Origin of the sequence: Pelomonas aquatica (genome assembly GCF_026712205.1) — a bacterium.
In the GTDB taxonomy this organism is placed as follows: Bacteria; Pseudomonadota; Gammaproteobacteria; order Burkholderiales; family Burkholderiaceae_C; genus Pelomonas; species Pelomonas aquatica.
In genome coordinates, this window is the sequence record NZ_JAPPUW010000039.1 from 1 (window position 1) to 18,286 (window position 18,286).

The 18,286-nt window shown below is 71.7% G+C and carries 10 protein-coding genes and 1 pseudogene; all 11 read right to left on the minus strand.

The features are described 5' to 3' along the window. The coding region (locus NYP07_RS23410) for a filamentous hemagglutinin N-terminal domain-containing protein (protein ID WP_268154537.1) at nt 1–7,641 on the minus strand (7,641 nt) is incomplete at its 3' end. Nucleotides 7,642–7,643: 2 nt separating this feature from the next. Beyond that, nucleotides 7,644–9,311 carry a ShlB/FhaC/HecB family hemolysin secretion/activation protein gene (locus NYP07_RS23415; RefSeq protein ID WP_268154539.1) on the minus strand — a complete coding sequence of 556 codons (1,668 nt, stop codon included), beginning with the start codon at nt 9,309–9,311 and terminating at the stop codon, nt 7,644–7,646. Between the two features lie 137 nt (nt 9,312–9,448). Continuing rightward, the gene (locus tag NYP07_RS23420; protein WP_268154541.1) at nt 9,449–10,513 is read right to left on the minus strand and encodes a PEP-CTERM sorting domain-containing protein; all 1,065 of its coding nucleotides are present in this window, start codon (nt 10,511–10,513) and stop codon (nt 9,449–9,451) included. A 225-nt stretch (nt 10,514–10,738) separates the two neighbouring features. Beyond that, complete coding sequence (locus NYP07_RS23425; RefSeq protein WP_268154543.1) at nt 10,739–12,238, minus strand: hypothetical protein; 1,500 nt, start codon at nt 12,236–12,238, stop codon at nt 10,739–10,741. Nucleotides 12,239–12,358: 120 nt separating this feature from the next. Further along, a complete protein-coding gene (locus NYP07_RS23430) occupies nt 12,359–13,117 on the minus strand; it encodes a PEP-CTERM sorting domain-containing protein (protein WP_268154545.1) in 759 nt (252 codons plus the stop codon). A gap of 256 nt (nt 13,118–13,373) precedes the next feature. Beyond that, nucleotides 13,374–14,225 (minus strand): helix-turn-helix transcriptional regulator, encoded by an 852-nt coding sequence (locus NYP07_RS23435; protein WP_268154547.1) that lies wholly within the window; start codon nt 14,223–14,225, stop codon nt 13,374–13,376. A 144-nt stretch (nt 14,226–14,369) separates the two neighbouring features. Continuing rightward, nucleotides 14,370–14,903, minus strand: coding sequence for a type II secretion system protein (locus NYP07_RS23440; protein WP_268154549.1), 534 nt, complete (start codon nt 14,901–14,903; stop codon nt 14,370–14,372). 43 nt (nt 14,904–14,946) lie between these two features. Next, complete coding sequence (locus NYP07_RS23445) at nt 14,947–15,327, minus strand: type II secretion system protein (RefSeq protein ID WP_268154551.1); 381 nt, start codon at nt 15,325–15,327, stop codon at nt 14,947–14,949. Then, nucleotides 15,327–15,806 (minus strand): type II secretion system protein, encoded by a 480-nt coding sequence (locus NYP07_RS23450; protein ID WP_268154553.1) that lies wholly within the window; start codon nt 15,804–15,806, stop codon nt 15,327–15,329. The genes NYP07_RS23445 and NYP07_RS23450 overlap by 1 nt, the downstream gene beginning before the upstream one ends. Beyond that, nucleotides 15,790–18,018, minus strand: a complete 2,229-nt coding sequence (locus NYP07_RS23455; protein ID WP_268154555.1) for a secretin N-terminal domain-containing protein — start codon at nt 18,016–18,018, stop codon at nt 15,790–15,792. Before NYP07_RS23455 ends, NYP07_RS23450 begins: the two co-directional genes overlap by 17 nt. Further along, nucleotides 18,015–18,286: pseudogene (locus NYP07_RS23460) on the minus strand (hypothetical protein); the annotation flags it as partial. The pseudogene NYP07_RS23460 and the gene NYP07_RS23455, both read right to left, overlap by 4 nt.

Below are 18,286 nucleotides of genomic sequence, written 5' to 3' on the forward strand. Positions count from 1 at the left end.
GGGCGCGGGTGTCGGCGCGGCCGTGGGGGCCGGCGTGGGCGTCGACGTAGGTACCGGCGCGGCGACGGGCGGAGGGGGTGGCAGCGTCGTGCGCGTGGTGTTGTTGCCGTTGCCGGCCGACGGTGCGGTGGGCGCGGGCGTTGGCGCGGCCGTGGGCGCTGGCGTGGGGGCAGGGGTTGGTGCGGCCGTGGGGTCCGGCGTGGGCGCGGGCGTCGGCGATGCCGTGGGGGCCGGTGTGGGGGCGGGTGTCGGCGATGCCGTGGGGGCCGGTGTGGGGGCGGGTGTCGGGGCTGCGGTCGGTGCCTGTGTGGGCGCAGGCGTCGGCGCTGCCGTGGGGGCCGGTGTGGGCGCGGGCGTCGGGGCTGCCGTGGGGGCCGGCGTGGGCGTGGCGCCGGCCACGATCTGGCTGACGCCGCCGTAGACCTTGACGGCTTGCACGTCGACGAATCCGATGCCGAACAGGTCGGACCCGACGGGCGCGATGCGCACGTCATTGCCGGCGCCGCTGCCGTCGCTCGCCAGGCCGGTCCGTGCGGCGCGCAGGGTCAGCACACCGCCGGCGGCATTGCCGGCCGGGCCGCGACCGAGGTCGATCACCGAGGTCGGCAGCAGGCTCAACAGTCCCGACGTGCTGCTCAGCTCGGCGCTGCCGCCGTGGCCTTCAGCGTCCGCGCTGGCCCGCAGTTGGGCGCCGGGCAGCAGGGTCAGGTCGCCCCCGGCGGCCAGGGTCAGGCGGCCCGCGGCGCCGGCGCGGGTGTCGAGGATGCCCGCCACCTGCAGGGATCCCTGGTCGCTGACCAGCGTGATCTGTTGCGCGGCCAGCGTGGTGTCGGCGCTGACCTGCTGGTCGCCCTGGCGGTTGCGGATGTAGAGCGAGTTGCCGAAGTTGTTGTGGGCGCCGCCGGCCTTGAGTTGCGCGGCGAGCAGGCCGAGGTCGGTGGCCGCGGCGCTGTCGAGCGCGAGGCTGGCGCTGCGGGCGCCCGCGGCGGCCGTTCCGCGCAGGTCGCCGGCGGTGGTGATGCGCCCCAGCGGCGCGGAGATCATGAGCCGGCCCGCGTCGCCCTGGCCCGCGCCCGACAGGTCGACGACCGTGCCGGCGCTCAGCGTGACCGAGCCGCTGCTGCTCTGCATCGTCAGCGAGCCGGCGGGAAGGTCGACGGCGGCGTCGCCGAGCTTCATGGTCGTGCCGCGCACCGACACGCGCGAGCCGGTGCCGAGCACGAGGTCGCCGGTGGTCGCGGTGAGCTGCACGCTGCCCGCCGCGAAGTCGATCACGCCGCCCTGCACGATGTCGCTGGCGCTGACCTGCAGGCGTCCCGACGGCTTGAGCGTGGCGGCGGCATCGCCGGTGGCGGTGGCCCCGGCGACGCTGAAGCGGCTACCCACCGCCAGGCTGGCATCGGCCGCCGGGCCGCTGCCGATGAGCGGCGCCGTGACCGCCAGCGCGCCGCTGAAGCCGGTGCTGCTGGCGCCGTCGAAGCGCAGCAGGGAGCCGGCCTGCCATTGGGTGGTCGCGGCCTCCGTGCGCTGGCTGCCCGAGGCGACCGTCAGCCGGCCCGAAGCGGCGACGGACAGGGTGCCGGCAGGCAGCGATGCCGCCGGGCTCGCGGTCGGCTGCAATCCGCTGCTGTTGCCCAGGCCGATGTTGGTCGCGACCAGCGTCGCGTTGCCGCTGCCCGGGGCCCGCAGCAGCGGGCTGTCGAGGCCGAGGTCGCGCAGGCTCGCGTTGCCCAGCGTGCTGCCGGCGCCGAAGTCGATGGAGCCGTAGCCGCGCAGCGTCAGGCTGCTGCCGGCGCCGAGGCTGGCGAACCAGCCGGGGTCGATCAGCCAGCTCGTCGCATCGCGTGCGGCGCCCACGGCCAGGCGCTGGGCGCCCAGCGTCGTCTCGGCCGCGTTGACGGCCAGGCCGCCGCCCGCCCTGGCCGTGCCGGAGCTGTCGAGCGTGAGCGCGCCGGTACCGGCATCCAGCTGGAGGTTCTGCCCGAGCAGCAGTTGCGCGGCGCCGGTCGGCGCGGGGCTGCGCAGCAAGGCCACGTCGGGCCGGCTGGACAGGCGCAGCGCGGCGCCGTCGCCGGTGATGCGCAGATCGCCGACCGACGTGGCGCCCAGCCTGGAGGCGTCGGGCTTGGCCTGCAGCTGCACGCCGTCGCCGAGCTGCAGCGTCGTCGTCGCGGCCAGCACGAGATCGTTGGCCTGGAGATGCGTGCCGGCGGCCACCGTGAGGCTGCTGGCCGCGACGCCGAGCCCGGCCGCATCGGCCGCCGCGGCGCCGGGCGTCGCGCCCAGCACGAGCAGGTTGGCGCCCAGGCCGTTGAGCTGGGCCGGGTCGACCCGCAGCGTCGACGCGTCCGCTGCGCTGCCGCCCACCTGGATGGCCGAGGCGGCGAGGTAGACCTGCGAGCCGCGCCCGGGCAGCGCATCGCCGGAGGGCTGGGCCGTCGTGCCCGGCGCGCCCTGGAGGGTGAGCCCGAGATTGAGCGACTGGCTGCCGACGACCAGCCGGCCGGCATCCGTGCTGAGCGCGGGAATGGGAACGCCGTCGCGCCGGGCTGCGGCGCTGAAGAAGCCGTCCAGCGTCGTGGTGCGGATCTCGGAGCGCTTCAGGGCCTGGGCCGAGGTCTGCACCGACCAGGTGCCGGGCAGCGCGCCGCGCAGCGACGTGCCGGCATCGGCCAGCAGCGCGCCGACGTAGACGCTGCCATCCGGCTGGGTCAGCGCGGTGCCGAGGCCCAGCGGCGTGCCGCCGGACACGGGGCGCACCAGATAGGCGCCGTCGAGGATGGCGTAGCGCGCCGGCAGCAGCGTGTAGCTGCCGGCGGGAATGGGGCCACCCGACCCGATGACGAGCTGCTTGCCGAGGGCCGGCGCCGCGCCCTTGAGCGTGAAGTCGAACGCGCCCTGCAGGCGCTGGCCGGGCACCAGCGCGAAGCCGCCGTCGCTGCCGGTGAAGGCGTCCGTCGAACCGCCGGGGCCGGGGATGAATTGCCAGGCCAGCAGCTGGCCGCCGCCGCGCAGGTCGATGCTGCTGCCGGTCTGCAGGTCCACCGTCGGCGCGGTGAGGCTGATGTTTTTCGCCGGCGGCGTGGCCAGCGAACTGCCGTTGCCGCCCACCTGCTGCGGCGAGAACCACTTCCCGCTCGCCGACTGCCCGTAGATCAGGGTCTGGCCCGCCGAGCTGACGGAGATCGAGGCGCCGCCGTGCTCGCGGATGGCGGTGCTGGCCGTCAGGGCGATGCTGCCGGCCGGCGCGCGCACGGTGCCGGAGACATCGATGGTGCCGGCGAGCAGATTGAGCGAGCCGCCGGCGCTCGGCGGCGCATCGGGCGTTGCCGACGTGGCCGCACCATTCAGCGTCAGGCCGTGGCCGCTGGCGTCGATGGTGAAGCGGGTGTCCGAGGCCGGATAGAGCTGGGCCGCGCTGATCGTCGTGTCCGCCTGCGTGACCAGCGCGCCGGTGAGCGCCTGCTGGGCGTCCAGCACGCCCGCCTGCAGGCGCAGGTCCTGGCCGGCGCTCAGGCCCAGCGTGCCGATGCCCTGCGTGACGACGCGTTCGCCGAGCACCAGGTTGGTCGCCTGGAGCTGCAGTTGCGCGCTGCCTCCGCTGGCGTTGGCCAATCGCGGATGGCCGCTGTTGTCGAGGGCGGCCTTCTGCGCGAAACCCCACTGCAACTGGGGGGCGGCCAGCGTGGCCGAACCCGCGCCGTCCAGGCGCAGCGCGGGGGCGTCGATGCCGAGCAGGCGCGGCAGCGCGAGGTTGACGCCGCTCTCGACGAAGAGGCCGTCCTGTGCCGAGAGGCCCAGGTCGGCGGCGCCCGACGCCGCGATCTGGGCGGCCGAGATCGACGCGCGCGGCGCCAGGTTCTGCGCGTTGGGGAGCTGGGTCGGATCCAGCGTGGCCGTGACCTGCGTCGGGGCGCTGGTGAGCGCGAGCTCGATCGGCGTGGCGATGCCCACGAGGCTGGCGAGGCCGCTCTGCAGCGCCACGTTGACCTGGCCACCCGCGCTCGACCCGCCGCCGCCGGCGGCCAGCAGCCGGCCTTCCAGCAGCATCTGCCCGTTGCCGCTGAAGCTGATGCTGCCGCCGGCGCTGCTGACCGTCTGCCGCTGCGTCACGCTGCCGCTCGGGCCCAGCAGCGACACGTCGAGCAGGCCGGCACTGCCGCTGGCGTCGATGACGCCGCCGGCCTGCCAGATCAGGCTGGAGCGCAGGGTGTTGGCGATGGACAGGCTGACCGAGCCGCCATCGAGCACGCGCCCGCGCAGCAGCCCGTCGCTGCCGGGCGTGCGCAGCAGGGTGCCGGCCACGTCCAGGCGGCTGTCGGCACCGAGCCAGAGGAACTGGGGCACCAGGGTGTTGCTGTTGCCCACGGTGCCGGCGGTCAACGCGATCCGGCCGCCCGGCGCACGGGCCTGGCCGTCGAAGTAGAGGCTGGTGGCGGCCGACAGCGCGAGGCTGGCCGTGGGCCGCAGGTCGAAGCGGCTGCCCGCGGCGACGCCGAGATTGCCCTCGGCCAGGTCGACGCCGAGGCCGCTGGAGCGCAGGTCCAGGCTGACGGCCTGCGGCAGCTGGTTGCCGGGCAGGCCGGTGCCGCCGCCGAAGGCCTTGCCGGCCAGCGTGCCGCTCGGCATGCGGGCGCTTGCAGCCCCCTGCAGCCAGAGGGCGGCACTGGGTGCGATGGTCGCGCCCGCTTCGACGGCCAGCGCGCGCCGGCCATCCAGCGTGAACTTGGAGAAGCCGCCCGTGCTGAAGAAATCGGTCGGGAGCCTGAGGCCGTCCGGCATCGCGGCCGCGTCGGCGGCATTGACGGACAGGCCGGTCGGGAAGCTGCCGATGTCGATGTAGGGCGTCGTCAGGCTGACGCTGCCGCCGCGGGTGGTCGAGTAGCCGCGCAGGCCGATCCCGGCGATGTCGAGGTGGCGCAGTGCCGTCTGGTCCAGCGTGTCGCCGGCGCTGATGCCGGCCAGGCCGGCGCTCAGGCCGATGCTGCCGCCGTTGCCGCCGCGCACCGTGCCGCCGGTGTCCACGAGGGCGCCGCCCGACACGTCGAGGACGGTGCCGGGCGCCGCGAACACGCTGCGCTGCGAATTGAGCGTGATGCTGCCGCCCGCCGTGCCCGCGCCGGAACCGGCGCCGTCGATCTGGGCGTTGACCCAGGCACCCGAGGCGTCGAGCGTCACGCCGCTCGCGACCGTCACGTCGCCGGTCAGCAGCGTCTGCGCCGTCAGGCTGCCGCCGGGCAGGCGCACGGAGCTGCCCAGCACGACCTGGCCAGTCTGCGAATTCAGCGTCAGGCTGCCGAGCCTGGGCAATGTGAGCTGCCCGACGGGCTGCCCGGGATCCTGCAGCGTCAGCGTCAGGTCTTTCACCGTGCTGATGACGATGTTGCCGAAGCCGCTGGCCTCAAGCTGTGCCGCCGACAGGGCCGACTGCCAGCCGTTGGCGGGGGCCGGCGCGGTCGCGGAGGCGAACAGGCCGTCCCAGGTGGGGCCGCTCAGCGATACCGGCTTCGCCGTGATGTTCAGCGAACCCAGCACGGCCCCGAGGTAGGCGAGATCGCCGAATGCAAACCCGCCGTGGAAATTCGTGCCCAGCTCCAGCCGGGTCGGCGCTGCGAGCGCATCGACCCCGTTGGTCTGGCGCAGGCCGGCGGTGGTGCTGCCCAGCAGGTTGCCGCCGAGCACGACGTTGGGTGCCAGCACGAAGAGCGAACCGCCGGCGCTGCCGGCCACGTAGCCGGCCTCGACCCGGCCCGGCGCGCGCATGCCGAAGCCCACCGAAGCGCCGTTGCGCTGCCAGCCGTTGGTGTTGCTGAAGGCGTTGGCGATGCCCGTGTAGAGCAGGTCCCTGGGCGCGTCGTTGAGGCTGTAGGTCTTGCCGGTGCTGGCCGTCAGCACGGTGGGGTTGACGACGGCATCGGTGTAGCTGACGCGGCCGCCCGACACGTCCACGGACGCGTCGTTGGCCATCAGCACGGCCTCGCCGGCCAGCAGGCTGAGCGCGCCGCCCGCCGACAGCCGCTCGCCGGCGCTGCGTTGCAGCGCGCTGCGGTAGCCGCCCAGGCTGCCGAGGATGGGCGAGCTGCCGCGCACGTCCAGCGTGACCTTGTTGCGGTAGAGCAGGCCGCTCTTCTGCAGCGGCGCATCGGCCAGGTCGTTGCTGCCCAGCAGCTCGGTGGTGACGAAGAAGCGGCCGGCGCTGAGGGCGGTGTCGGTGGTGCCCGACAGGTCGATGCTCGCGCCGGAGCCGATCAGCACGCGCCCTGCGTCGGGCTGGAACGGGTCGCGCTTGCCGGGGGCCGCGTCGTAAATCGGCTTGGCGGTCGCGCGTATCGACGCCTGTGCGCCCGGTGCCAGCACCTGCGCATTGGCCGCGAGCGTGATGTTGGCGCCGTTGAGCTGCAGCCTCGACGTGACGAAGGTGGAGTTGTCGTCCGAGGTCAGCGGCTTGCCGTCGGCGCCGTTGTTGTCGGGGAGGATCTCCGTGCGGCTGCCGCTGCCGAGCAGGAGATCGCCGTTCAGCTGGGCGCGCTTGTAGCTGGGGCTGCCGCTGCCGATGCCGGCGTTGGAGGTGCCGCCCTGGGCCAGCAGCAGGATCGAGCCGTTCTGCGACACGCTGGTGGTGGCGCTGACGCGGCCCGACTGGTTGACGGCCATGCCGACCAGCGTGACGTTGCCGCGCGGCGAGTACACGCCGGCCGCCGGGTTGGCGCCGGCCAGGTTTTCGACCCTGCCGTCGCCGGCCTGGCCGAGGTCCGCCCGGCCCAGGTCCACCAGCAGGCCGCGCACCGACGGCACGTTGGCGTTGACCTCGGAGGCATACAGCGAATCGCCCGTGGGCAGGCGCAGATAGGCCTCGGCGCCCGCGCCCAGCACCACCTGGCCGCCCGGCGAGGTGATGGTGCCGGCGTTGTTGGTCACCTTCTGGGCGAACAGGAAGATGCGCCCGCCCTCGGCGCTGGTGAGCTGCGCGCCGGCGTCGACCCGCACGAAGCTGCTCGAGAACAGGCCCGCCGAATTTTCGGCGTCGTAGCGGTAGGAGAAGGCCGGGTCGCCGCCGAGCACATTGGCCGAGAAGCCGTTCTTGAAGTCTTCGTCGCGCGGGCTCAGCGTCGTCGCGATGAGGCTGCCCACGTTGACCTGGGCGCCGCCGCCGAACAGGATGCCGTTGCGGTTGTAGAGGACGATCTCGCCGCCGTTGGTGGCCTTCAGGCTGCCGTAGATGTAGCTCGGGTTGAGGTCGTGGATGCGGTTGAGCGCGCTCGACCCCGACTGCGCCATGTCGAAGGTGACCGAGCTGGCCTCGCCGATGTTGAAGCTGGCCCAGTTGTAGATCGCGCGCTGGCTGGCCTGCTGCACGGTCATGTCCTGACCGCCGCGCGTGTTGGGCGTGATGACGGGCGCACTGCCGCCGTTGCCGTAGATGCGCCAGCCCATGTTCTTCGGCAGTTCCGGCACCGCATACACGGGCGGCTTGGTTTGGGCCAGCACGTGCAGGGGCATGGCGATTGCCAGCGCCACCACCAGCGGCTGCAATATGCCGTGACCGGCATGCGGCCACGGCGGCGTGGCGCGCACGGCGGCCGTGCGGGGTCGCGGCGCGGGAGTCAGCGGAGGCAGCGGGTGGTTGTCGTGGCGGGCCATGGTCAGAACTTCACGGCCATGCGCGCATGCGCGCGGCGGCCCGGTTTGGGGGCGCCGGCGATGGCCCGGTGGGCATCGGCGACCTGGAGATCGAGCGTGACCCCGCTGCGGCTCGCGAAGCGCACGCCCACGCCGCTGCCCAGCAGGGGCTGGCGCAGGTTCTGGCCGGGAGCGGGGTTGAGGGTCTGGAGCTCGCCGGCGTCGACGAAGGCCAGCACGCTGAGCTCGCCGAGGTCCTTGAAGGCATCGCCCGGGTGATGCCTCTGCAGCCAGGACGCGAAGTTGGCGCTGCGCAGCTCCAGCGATGCGAGCAGCCCGTGGTCGCCCACGGCGGCGCTCTCGTGGTAGCCGCGCACGCTGTCGGCACCGCCGAGCACGAACTGCTCGGCGCTGGTGAGGGGCTGCGACGCGATCTGCCCGCCCAGCCGGCCCGCCACGCTGAAGTCGGCGAAGACCTCGGTGTGGCGCAGGTCGAAGCGCAGCGTCGAGAAGCCGCCGTCCGCGCCCTTGCGCGAGCAGCGGAACTGGTCGTCCACGCCGATGCTGCCGTCCTCCAGCTCGCAGCCGCCGATGCGGCGGGCCAGCAGGGGCTTCAGGCCGACGGTCAGCGCCAGCGTGAACTGCCCCTGGCGGCCCGGGTTGAACCAGTTGGCCGTGTAGCCGGCCTGCAGGGGCAGGTAGCGCAGCGGCTTGCTGATGCCGGAGTCGCCGAGCTTGATCTGTTGCCGCACGTCGCGGTAGTCGAATCCGAGGCTGGCGCTCTGCACGCTGCGCTCGGTCGCGCCGAGGTTGATGCCGTAGCGCAGGCCCAGCGTGTTGCCGTTGCCCAGCACCTGCGTGCCGCCGAGCGCATTGACGTTGCTGTTGGAATGCACCGCGTAGGCGCTGAGGCTGTTGCCGCCGTCCAGCGGCACGCCGTAGCTCAGCACCGACACCGTCGTCTGCGATGGCTCGGTGGGCGCGGTCGTCAGCGTCAGGCCGATGCTGTGGCCGAGCTGCCAGAGGTTGTCGTAGCGGATGCTGGCGGTGGCGCGCTCGGCGGTGGTGTTGGCGCTGTTGGCGTTGCTGACCTCGAACGAGCCCGACAGCGGCAGCCTGTCCTTCACCTGCAGCTCGGCCTCCACCGTGCCGGGCAGCCGGCCCGGACGCAGGATGGGCTGGACCTGGTGGTCCTCCGTGGTGTTGACCGTGGCGAGCTGCTTCTGCACCTCGTTGAAATTGGGCACCTTGCCTGGGGCGAGCTCGGCCACGCGCTCGCGGATGCGGCCCTGGTCGAAATAGCGCGAGCCCGTCACGGCCAGCCTGTCGACGCGGCCCTCGATCACCTTCAGCCTCACCACGCCGCTGTCCACCCGCTGTTCGGGCAGGTCCACGAACACGCTCAGGTAGCCGGCGCTCTGGTAGGCCTTCTCCAGCGCCGTGCGGGCCGCTTCGGCGTCGTCCACGTTGCGCTGCGGGCCCATGAAGGGCATCACCGCGCGCTCGACGGCGACGGCGCTCAGCACGGTATTGCCCTCCACCTCGAACTCCAGGATGTCGAAGCGCGGCGCGGCGGCGGCCTGCTGCGCCAGGGCCTGGCCCGCGCATGCCCAGGCCAGGCTGGCCAGCGCGGCGGCGGCCAGGCGGCGGCATGAGGCGTGAGGACGGGGGCGGAAAACAAGGGGCGTCAAAAAACTACCCGGCCCCTTGCGCAAGGGGCCGGCTCCCGGATGAGTGGATTTCAGTGTCGCGAGCCGCGGCGAAGCTGCGATGAAGCGCGGCGGGGCGGCCTAGTCCGAACGGACTACGCACCCCCGGGATGGGCGGCCTAGGCGCGGCGGCGCTCGCGGCGCACGCGCGCGGCCACCAGCAGGCCGCCCAGGGCCATCAGGCCCCAGGTCTGCGGCTCGGGCACGGCGCTCACGCTGGCGGTGTCGGCGATGCTGAGCAGGCGCGTAGGTCCGGCGCTGGCGCTGTAGTCGGTGATCGACAGCCGCGCGCGGCCCGCGTCGGTGCTGACCAGGCTCCTGGGGCTGGAGCCGGGCAGCGTGTAGCTCAGGATGTATTTGCTGGAGTTGGGGTCCTTGATGAAGCCCCAGTAGCCGTCGTTGGTGAGGTTGTCGAACTCGTCCACCGCAACTTTGCTGAGACTGGTGCCGCCGCCCACCTTCGTCTGATAGAACCACGAGGAAACGCCGACCGGGTTGCCAATACAAACGTTACCGTTGAAGACGCAGTCGCCGTCGCCGGCTAGGTCGGCCGTGGTGAAGCCGGCTGCTTTGTTGGGGTAGACCTTGCCGTTGGCGATCGTGGCGAGGCTGCTGCCGAATGGCGTGCCTGCGTTCAGCGTCGACATCTGGATGGTGCCGAGCGCAGGATCCGCGGTGTTCAGCGCGGTGACATAGTTTTGTAAGACTGAACCCTGTCGAAACGTGTTGTTGTTCATCCCGGACAGCTTGTCGTAACTGGCGGTCTGGGTTGCGACGACGTTGTTGTTCGTCAGCGTGCTGTACAGCACTTTCCCATTGGGGTCGCTGGGGACAAAGGTGATTCCGGTCACGGCCCAGCGAGTGGTGGCGAGGTTCACTCCGGCCGCACCCACGAAGGTCTGCAGCGCGGCGTCCTTGCCGGGGTCCAGCGTGAAGAAGAGATAGCTGCCGGTGTCCTGTTGGGCATTGATGAAGAAGTCTGCGGCCTTGACATTGAGGTCAAGCGTGTAGGCCATCTGGGCCGTGGTCTGGTCCAACAGGGTCAGGAACAGCTCCGGATTCGTGCCCATGTCGATGCCGGCCAGCGCAGCCTGCGGCGCGAGCCCCAGGCACAAGAGACCGGCGACCGCTGTGCCGGCGCGGCTCCCGAGGCGCCGGTTTGTCTTGGGTTCAAGGGAGTTCATAGATGTTCCTCACGGGCATCTTTCTTCGATGCGGGTTGGCGGAAAAGGAAGAGGGCGCTCGTGGCGCCACGGGTCCGAAACAGAGGCCTATCCGCTGCTCACCGCGCATGCCTTTGTGCGCAACGGATAGGCATCGAGCAAAAAAGCCCGGGCGACTGCTGCGCCCGGGGCATCGGCGTGCTTTCGGAGGCAGGTGACATGCACCTGCCCCGGAAACGCGCAGGCTTAGTAGAGGACGTAGGCCGAGCAGCTGTCGCTCACGGCGCCGTTCTGAGCGGCGTGCAGCAGGCGCGAGGCGTACGGCTGCTGGGCCGCCGGCAGCGAGCTCCACTGGCCGGTGGTGACGAGGGTGCTCCACACCAGCGGGCTGGCCATCACGCCTTCAGGCGAATTGGCCTTGGACGTGACGGGCAGCGCTGCGATCGCGTCCGGCGTGTTGGACTTGGTCGCAAGGTTGCGCAGGGCGGCCAGCAGGTCGGCGTTGGCCGCGAGGTTCATCTTGGCGGTGTTCCACTGCATCGTGCCTTCGCCGACGAAGTCGTAGAAGGTGTTCACGGCGCCGCCCGGGGCGGGGGTGGTCGAGTAGCGATTCGGCAGAGCGCCGTCCAGCCTCACGAAGCGCCACAGATTGCCCGTCTCGACGTTCTCGTGGCTGACGATGCCGAAGGCGTAGGCGGTGCTGGCGTTGTTGTCGGCAGCCGTCAGGCAAGCCAGCACATCGCCGGTCGACGAGTTTTCGATCGCGAGGGCGCCGCCGGTGTTGGCGTCGGGAGCCGGCTTCGTCGCATTGGCCTGGCGCAGGGCAGTCAGGGCGTACGCGTTGCTGCAGGGGCTGTTCAGGAAGGTGATCTGGGCGGTGGCCTGGGTGCCGGATCCCGGGTCGCGGCGGCAGATGTTCACGGTCTTGCCGTTGCCGGCGGCGCCGCCGAGCACCAGGCCCCAGCCCTGCAGGCCGCCTGCGGTCGTGTCGACCGCGCCGGTCATCGCGTTGCGGATCCAGGTCTTGGACAGCGAGGGGCGGTTGGCATCGGTGTCGTCCTGCGTCAGGCCCTGGGCCGCCTGCAGCGCACGGTAGGCCTTGAGGTTCACGACCACGCCGAAGATGGCTTGCCAATAGGGCGAAACGGTCAGCGTGCTGATGTTGACCGGCGGCTTGGAGCCGCTGAGCGGGTTGCCCAGCGTGTTGTCGATCAGGTTGGGCGCCTGGTTCAGAATGGCCGGCTCGAGGTCGGAGAAGCCGGCGTCGGGTGCCACCTGCTCGGTCGTCGTGCAGGTCGACGTGGCCGTGGTGATGTTGGTGTAGGCGACGGGGGCCGAGCACGAGGCCGCGCTGACCTTCATCATGACCGTCGTGGCGTCGTTGGTGGCGACGTTGGCGACGCCGATGATCGAGCCGCCGGAGTCACGCTTGTGGATCAGGATGGGCGTGCCGACGGCGTAGTTGCCGATCACCTGGTTCAGGGTGCAAGAGTAGGCGCGGGCGCCCGAGCCGGCGCCGTCGCCGCTGGCGATCAGGTTGGCGCCCGAGAAGAAGACGTCGATCGTGCCGGCGTTGCAGATCGTCTGGATGTGGCCGGCGATGGCCAGGCGGTAGGCGGAAGAGCCGGTCAGCCGGATTTCCTTCAGGGTGCCGTTGGCGCGGGCCGTGTCGATGGCCGCGGGCGAAAGGGCGTGGGCGGACCCGGCGGCCGCGAGGGCGGCCATGGCGATGAGCTTGAGTTTCATGTGTGGGCTCTCAGAGGAATGGACGTGAAGGGCCCGACCGGCGCGGCTGTGCCGCGTCCGGGCGGTTTGTGCCATGCCCGGCGGTGATCGCCGCCGGGCATGCACGGCAACGGGAGGTCGTCAGGCGCGGCGGCGGCGAACGACGAAACCGACGGCGGCGAGGCCGGCGGCCAGCATCGCGTAGCTGCTCGGCTCGGGAACGGCGGCGACCGGGCCCTGGACCGTCACGGTCGCGCCGTCGAACGAGGCGCTGTAACCCGTCAGCGTGGAGACGGCCGTTTGGCTGAGGGCGGTGCTCGTGGTGCCCGTGCGCTCAATCAGCACCGAGGAAGTACCCACCGCGTTGCCGACTTGAACGCCGGAGCTTTGGCCCAGGTTCCAGAAGCTCGAGCCGAAGTAGCCGGCGGTGCCGACAGCGTTGTAGCTGCTGCCATTGGCCATCGTGAGGTGGGTGCCGGTGTTGTTGGCCGACAGGGCGACCGAGCCGGTGATGCCAAACGTGCCGTTCTTGAACGTGTTGTTGTTGATGCCAACGGGCGTGGCCGCCGTGGACGAAAACGTGGAGATCAGGTCAAGCTGGTTGTAGTTCGCGGTGCCGGCGCCGTCGTAAACGGCCAGGCCCCACAGCGTGGGCTGGGTGGTGCTGGCGACATAGCTGGAGAAGCCGGCCAGGTTCGTCACGTTCTGGACGTAGGACGTGAAGCTGGCGCTCTTCAGGGCGTTGACGGTGACGCCGGTGTCCAGCAGGAAGGAACCCTTGTCGTTGCCGAGAACGAAGAAGAGTTCGGACATACCCTGGACGGAGACGACGATATCGGCGTGGGCTTGCGAGGCGGCGGCGACGGCGAGGGCCGCGGCGGCGAGGGACTTGAGTTTCATGTGAATTACTCCAAGGAAGGTAGGTGGGGGCGCCGGCCTCGTGGGCTGGGCGCCGTCACGCCTGGCTGCCTCCCCTGGATCGCTACCTCGCGATCGGCGGTGGCCTTGGGCGCCTGGGTCAGGAAGACCCGCTGTCAAAGAGCAGGGATCCGAGGATCCGATGGTCGGCATTCTTCTGGCGGCCGGTGACATGCGCCCCAGGCCGTGATTCCGTTCGTAGTCCGGACGGCCCCCGTACAAACCCTTGGGTTGTGAATCAGCTTAGGGGCAGGTCGCGGCGGCGTGGCGCAGCCGGCGCGGCGGGCAGCTGCTCCAGCAATTGCAGCGACATCGCCTGCGCCACGGCCTGGGCGCGGTTGGCGGCGCCCAGCTTGCGCAGGATCTTCTGCACATGGTTCTTCACCGTCAGCGCGCTGATGCCGAGCTGGTCGGCGATCTGCTGGTTGCTCTTGCCTTCGCGCAGCCAGCTGAGGATCTCGCGCTCGCGCTGCGTGACGCCGCCGACCTTGATCGGCGCCGGCAGCGCTGCGCCGCCGTTGCCGATGTCGCGCTCCACGGCCTGCACGCGCTGCCAGGCGCCGTGCACATGCGGGATCAGCAGCTCCAGCCGCGCGGCGTGCGCCGCCAGCGCGGCGCCGTCCTGGGCGGCGAAGGCGAAGAAGCTCTCGATCTCCTGGGGGCGCTGGGGGCGCGACACGCCGTGCACGAGGATCTTCTCGAACTGCGCCGCCAGCAGCGCCTCGCGCACCGTGCCGAGGGAGGCGAGGGACAGCTCGGCCGTCGTGACGACGGTCGGCCGGCAGCGGGCCTCCAGCCAGCAGACCTGCAGATGGCGCATCAGCAGGCTGCGTGCGTCGCCGAGGGCGTCCATCAGCGCGGGCTCCAGGCCGAAGCTGTTGAAGACGTCGAACAGCAGCTCGCGGGCGCTGCGGTCGTAGCTGCCGCAGACGGCGAGCTGGTGCGGGATCAGCCGGCCCAGATAGCTCTGCGTCCAGACGAAGAACTGGTAGCGGCGGCGCACGTTCAGCGCGGATTCGGCCGCGCGCACGATGGCTTCGACAGGGTCGCTGGAACTCGTCGTCGCGGCCGGGGCGTCGTTCTGGGTCATGGGATGCGCTTGAGCGGTGAGGGGCGGGTCGCGGGGCGGATGAACAAAACTTCGTGGTGGATACACAAGGCTGAAACTCTAGGAAGGGCGGATGACCGTGAGTTGAAGGTCCGGCGTCCGCATGAGCCGTTCGGCTCATGCGGACTACTCCGGTTGGGGGGGGGCCAAGGGGGCTGGCGCAACAAAAACCCAGTCATGCGCGGTCGGGTGGCCGCCGGCCGTCGCGAGCAGGCGGCGCGTCGAGCTGCTGCGCAGGCCGACGATGCCGCTGCCCGTCAGCGGTTTCGCGGCGCTCCTGCCCTTGCTTTCGACATCGGCGGCCACGGCCGCCTGGCCGAGCACCAGCTCCCAGTCGGGCTTGCCGGTGAAGGGGTCGGCATAGAGCTGGCGCAGATGCCGCTGCGGCCTGGGAAAGCGCCGGTCGGCCAGCAGCTCGTCCAGGCTTTGCGGCAGCGGCAGATGGCCGACCGGCGTGTGCTCGGCATAGCTGGCCAGGGCGGCGGCAATGGCCTCGCCGCGCCAGCGCAGCTCGGCCTCGCGCTCGCGGCGCTGGCGCGTCTGCTCCTGCTCGCCCAGGGCCGCGAGCGCGACGCCGCCGAGGGCCAGCGCGAACAGCAGCCAGAGGTAGGTGAAGCCGCGGCTGCGCGCCGCCGGGCCGCCCCAAGGCGCGCACGCCACCTCGGGGGGCAGGAGGCGTACTCGCCGACGTGGGGGCATCATTTCACCAGTCCGCATACTGGCTCCCATCGGGCGCGCGGCCGGCGGCGCCGCTGTGCACGTCGCCGACCTGGCCGCCGATCTCGGCCTCGGCCGGCGGCGGCTGCGTGACCCAGCTCGTGGCGCTGCCGGTCAGCGGGTCCTCGGGCAGCTGGCGCAGATAGCGCTCCTGCACGAGCTGTTCAAGGGTGTCCGGGTAGTGCCCCTTGTCGGCCGCGTACTTGTCCAGCGCATCGCGCATGACGCCGAGCGACGAGCGCAGGCTGTTGGCCTTGGCGCGGTCCACGGCGTTGAAGTAGCGCGGCGCCGCGATGCCGGCGAGCAGCGCGACGATGGCCATCACGACGATCAGCTCGATGAGGGTGAAACCGCGGGCCTGCGCCATCACCAGTCCCGGTAGTGCGAGCCGTCGAGCGCGATGCCTTCGGAGCGCGAGTGCACGTCGAACACGTCGCGCCCCGGTGCCGGCGACTCCGGCGGGCTGTCGTAGCTGCGCAGGCCCCAGGTCTGCGCCGCGGGCAGGGCCGGGTCGGCCAGCGGGTCGCGCGGCAGGCGGCGCAGGAAGTAGATGCGCTTGCGTTGCTGTGCGTCCTTGGCGTCGGGCACGCCGCGCACGAGGCTGTCGAGATCGGGCGGGTAGCCGCTGTCGTCGGCCTTCAGCGTGATGCGGCCGTCCTTCGCGGCCTGCCGGTAGGCGTCCAGCGCGCCGCGCAGCGTGCGCAGCGCCTGGTGCAGCTCGGCCTCGCGCTGGCGCTTGTGCACCCAGACGGCCAGCGGCTGCGCGGCCGCGGCCAGGATGCCGACGATGGTGACCACCGCCAGCATCTCGACGAGGGTGAAGCCCCGGTCAGTGCACCTCGACACGGGATCCGCCTTCCACCCGCACGCTGAGCGCCTCGCCGTTGGGGCCCGTGGCCTTGGTGATGACGAACTGGAGTGAGCCGGACCGCCCCGCGGTATCGGGTCGGGCGCGCAAGATGACCGCCTGCTGGGCCTGCGGGCCCAGTTCCACCTCGGCGATGCCGCTGCCGGCTTGCGCCTCCGCGACGTCGGCCTGCAGGAACAGGGTCGCGTCATAGATCATCTTGCCGGACACCGCGGCCCTGGAGCGATTGGCCAGCGTGACCGTCAGGTTCTGTCCCGCCACGACGCTGTCGACGAGCTGCAGCTCGACCATGGCTTCGTCGGGCGCCGTCGGGGTCTCGACCTGTGTCGGTACCTGCGCTTGCGCCTGCGCTGCCGCCAGGGCGCGAGCCGCCTGGGCCCTGGCGATTGCCGGGGGCAACGGTCGGGCGCTTGCCGGCGCGGCGTCGGTCAGCGCCGGCGCTGCATTGCCATGCGAGGCCCGCAGCCGCAGGCCTTCGGCACCGGGGTTGGCGTCGAAGCCCGAGGCCAGCAGGGTCTGGCCCGCGTCCGGCAGGCTGATGTTGCGCAGCACATGCGGCGTGATCAGCAGCACGATCTCGGTCTTCTTGCGGCTGTCGCCGTGCACGCCGAAGAGGCGGCCGAGCAGCGGCGTCTCGGACACATAGGGCACGCCGGCGATGGTCTTGCGGTCCTCGTCGTTGATGAGGCCGCCCAGCACCTGGGTCTCGCCGTCGCGCAGCCGCAGCGACGTGGACGCGTTGCGCGTGCCGATGCGGTAGGCGCTGGTGGGCTGCGAGCCGCCGGAGCTTTCCTTCACGCCCAGGCTGCTGACCTCGAGGTTGACCTTCATGACGACGTCGTTGTCCAGCTGCACGGTGGGCTCCACCTCCAGCTTGATGCCGACGTCGATATAGGTCACGGCCGTGGACACGCCGACATTGGCCGTCGACGTGCTCGTGAACACGGGCACGCGGTCGCCGATCTGGATCTTGGCCTTCTCCTTGTTGCGCGCGCGCAGCTTGGGATTGGCCAGCAGGTTGCTCGCGCCCGAGCCGCCCTTGAGCCGCGCGGCGACGACCGGGTTGGCCACCAGCGTGCGGAAGCTGCCGCGCGAGCTCCAGGGCACCATGGCCGCGGTGTCGGTGCTGCCATAGGTCGCGTCGGTGGCCCAGTTCAGGCCGGCCTCGGCGCTGCGGTCGGTGCCCAGCTCCAGCACCTCCACGTCGAGCATGACCTCGGGCTCGGCCAGGTCCAGGCCGGCGACGAGCTGCTCGATCATCGCGATGACCTCGGGCGTGTCGCGCGCCACCAGCAGGTTCAGCCGCTCGTCGATGAAGATGTCGCGCGTCTTGGCCATCATGCGCACCAGGGCCTGGGCCTGCTTCACGTCGGCGTTGTTCAGGTAGAAGCTGCGCGTGACCAGCTCCTGGTGCTCGCGCTGCTTCTGCTGCGTGTTGGGGTAGATCAGCACCGAGTTGTCGTTCAGTAGCTTGCGGTCCAGCTGCTGGGTACTGAGCACGACGCGCATGGCTTCGTCGACGCTGACGTCCTTCAGGAAGACGCTGATGCGGGCATCGGCCTTCACGTCCTTGTCGAACACGAAGTTGATGCCGGCCCCCCGGCTCAGGGCTTCGAAGACGGTGCGCAGCGGTGCGTCGCGGAACTCCAGGCTCACGGGCTTCTGGTAGGTGGCCGCGAGTGTGGGCGGCACCAGCGGCGGCGCCGACGGGCGACGCAGCTTTTGCTGAAGCGCCTGCGCGTGCGGCTGGCCGGGGTCTTCGACCAGCACCTGGGCGACCGTTTCCCGCGCGGCATCCCGCTGGCCGGCCTGCAGTTGGCGCTCGGCCTGGGCGAGCAGGGCCTCGTGGCTGCGGGCGCGGCTCAGCGCGAGTTGCAGCGCCCGGGTGCGCGGCGCGAGCGCGTCGATGGCTTCCATGCGGTGCAGCAGGTCGGCGGCGACCTCCAGCCGGCCAGCCGCGCGGGCGTTCTCGGCCTGCGCGGCCAGGCCGAGCAGGCCCAGCTCGGCCTCGCGCTGGCTTGCGCTGCGCAGCGCAGCGTCCAGCGGCGATGCGGCCGCGGCATCGCGCAGCAGCCGCCAGGCGCTCTCGTGTTCGCCCTGGCGGGCCAGCACCTCGGCTTCGCGCAGCGCAGGATGGCTGGCGCAGGCGGCCAGCAGCAGGACCAGGGCAATGACGGGAACGCGGCTCATGCGGAGGGTCTGGCAAAGGGGATGAACTGGGCCAGGCCCAGCGGCAGATAGGTCAGGCGCAGGCCGCCGGCCTCGACGGCGTCGACGCGCCACTGGCCGTCCACGACATCGCCCGCGGCGACCACGGCGCTGCGCTGCACGCTGTTCAGCACGGCGCGGGGAAGCGGGTCGGTCATGCGGCCCACGAACTGGTAGGGAAACGGCGGCGCGCCGGGCGGTGCGGGCGCCGCCTCGGCCCGGGCCGGCGGCGGCGCGGGCGGGGCCTCGC